Origin of the sequence: Syntrophaceticus schinkii, assembly GCF_000946815.1 — a bacterium.
In the GTDB taxonomy this organism is placed as follows: Bacteria; Bacillota; DSM-12270; order Thermacetogeniales; family Thermacetogeniaceae; genus Syntrophaceticus; species Syntrophaceticus schinkii.
This window is the reverse complement of record NZ_CDRZ01000131.1, coordinates 1-1,377: the sequence shown is the minus strand read 5'-3', so window position 1 is coordinate 1,377 and position 1,377 is coordinate 1. Positions and strand designations below refer to the sequence as shown.

Genomic DNA, 1,377 nt, shown 5'->3' with positions numbered 1-1,377 from the left:
AAGGTCTTTGACTCCGGGGAAGTTCCGGCCTGCTCGCCTCTATCGCCTGCCGAAATGTTGCCTTCTTCAGGACGGAATGAATCGGCCTTCCCATCTCGCACTATTTCGAAGCTCAATCCCTTCAACCTTGCGGCTTTCGGCCCGCTGTCTCGCCTGCCTACGCTTAAACATAGCTGTTACCAGCTATGCTCCAAGGCTGGCTACGGGTGGTTGGCTAAACCTTGCCCGGTGGGATTCCCACCCACTGAGTGTCACGACCTGGCTTGGTCGCTCCCGTCCCCAGTGCATTAAACAGGAAACAGCACTGTAAACTTTGTTCCCTTATCCTTGCTGCTGCTGACAATGATCTTACCGCTATTCTTTTCGACAACTGATTTTACAGAAGCCAAACCAATTCCCCGGCCATTCCCTTTTTTAGAGGAGAACCCCAACTGAAAGATCTTTTCCCGCATTTCTTTTGGTAGATAACCGGGATTGATGGTCTGAAAAACGAAAAATTTCGGTGTTTCAGAAATCTTAAACACCACATTCCTTTTTTCCAGAGGTAATTCTTCCACAGCCTCAAAGGCATTGTCCAGCAGATTGCCTGCCACTGTGATCAGATCCAACGGCTTAACACTTAGCCCATCCAAATTCGAATCAACAATTATTTTAAACAGAATTTTCCTGTCTACTGCCAGATCCTCTTTAGCCAGCAGCAGTGCTGATAATTCGGACACATTAAGCTGCAGTATTTCACCAGTAATACGTACATGCCGGCATAAATCCTCTATATACTGCTGAGCTTTCTCCCCCTTACCGGTCTTCATCAGGGCATAAACAACCTGAAAGTGGTTGACAAAATCATGCCTCTGAGTCCGGATCACTCTGACCAACTCATTTAAATGTTCAATATAAAAGTTTTGAATATCTAAGATTTTCCCCTGCTTAGCAATCAGGAACATATTTCTAGCTAAATAAATAAAAACAGAAACTATTATAAAGACGAGTATAATGACAATTATTAAAAACAGATCAGTAGCAATTACTTCCGGCTTATCGAGGAAGTTGTGAAAGCAAATAGAGCAGATTACCAATAAAAAAAACAAGCAGGAAAGCGATCCCCCAGAAACTCCGCAGGTGATCGCCTAAGTTCTTGCGGTGCAAGCAACGCAGTATAAAAGCAAAATTTTATTAATTCGCATTTTTTAAACCAAACAGGCAGGAAAAAACATAACTAATGACAAAAACCTCCTGGAAGCAACAACGATCAAATCATCATTTCCAGGAGGTGTTACCACCGATGTCGAAACGGTGGCTCAAAGATTTTCTTCGATACATCAACAAGGTATTCCTGCCTGAGGGCTGTACAAAATGGGCAAAAGAATGAAAAAAGAT

At 43.3% G+C, this 1,377-nt stretch carries 1 protein-coding gene; it reads right to left on the bottom strand.

Translation table 11 applies throughout. The features are described 5' to 3' along the window. Positions 1–287 precede the first annotated feature (287 nt). Positions 288–1,088, bottom strand: coding sequence for a sensor histidine kinase (locus SSCH_RS06225; protein WP_044664715.1), 801 nt, complete (start codon positions 1,086–1,088; stop codon positions 288–290). Positions 1,089–1,377 lie beyond the last annotated feature (289 nt).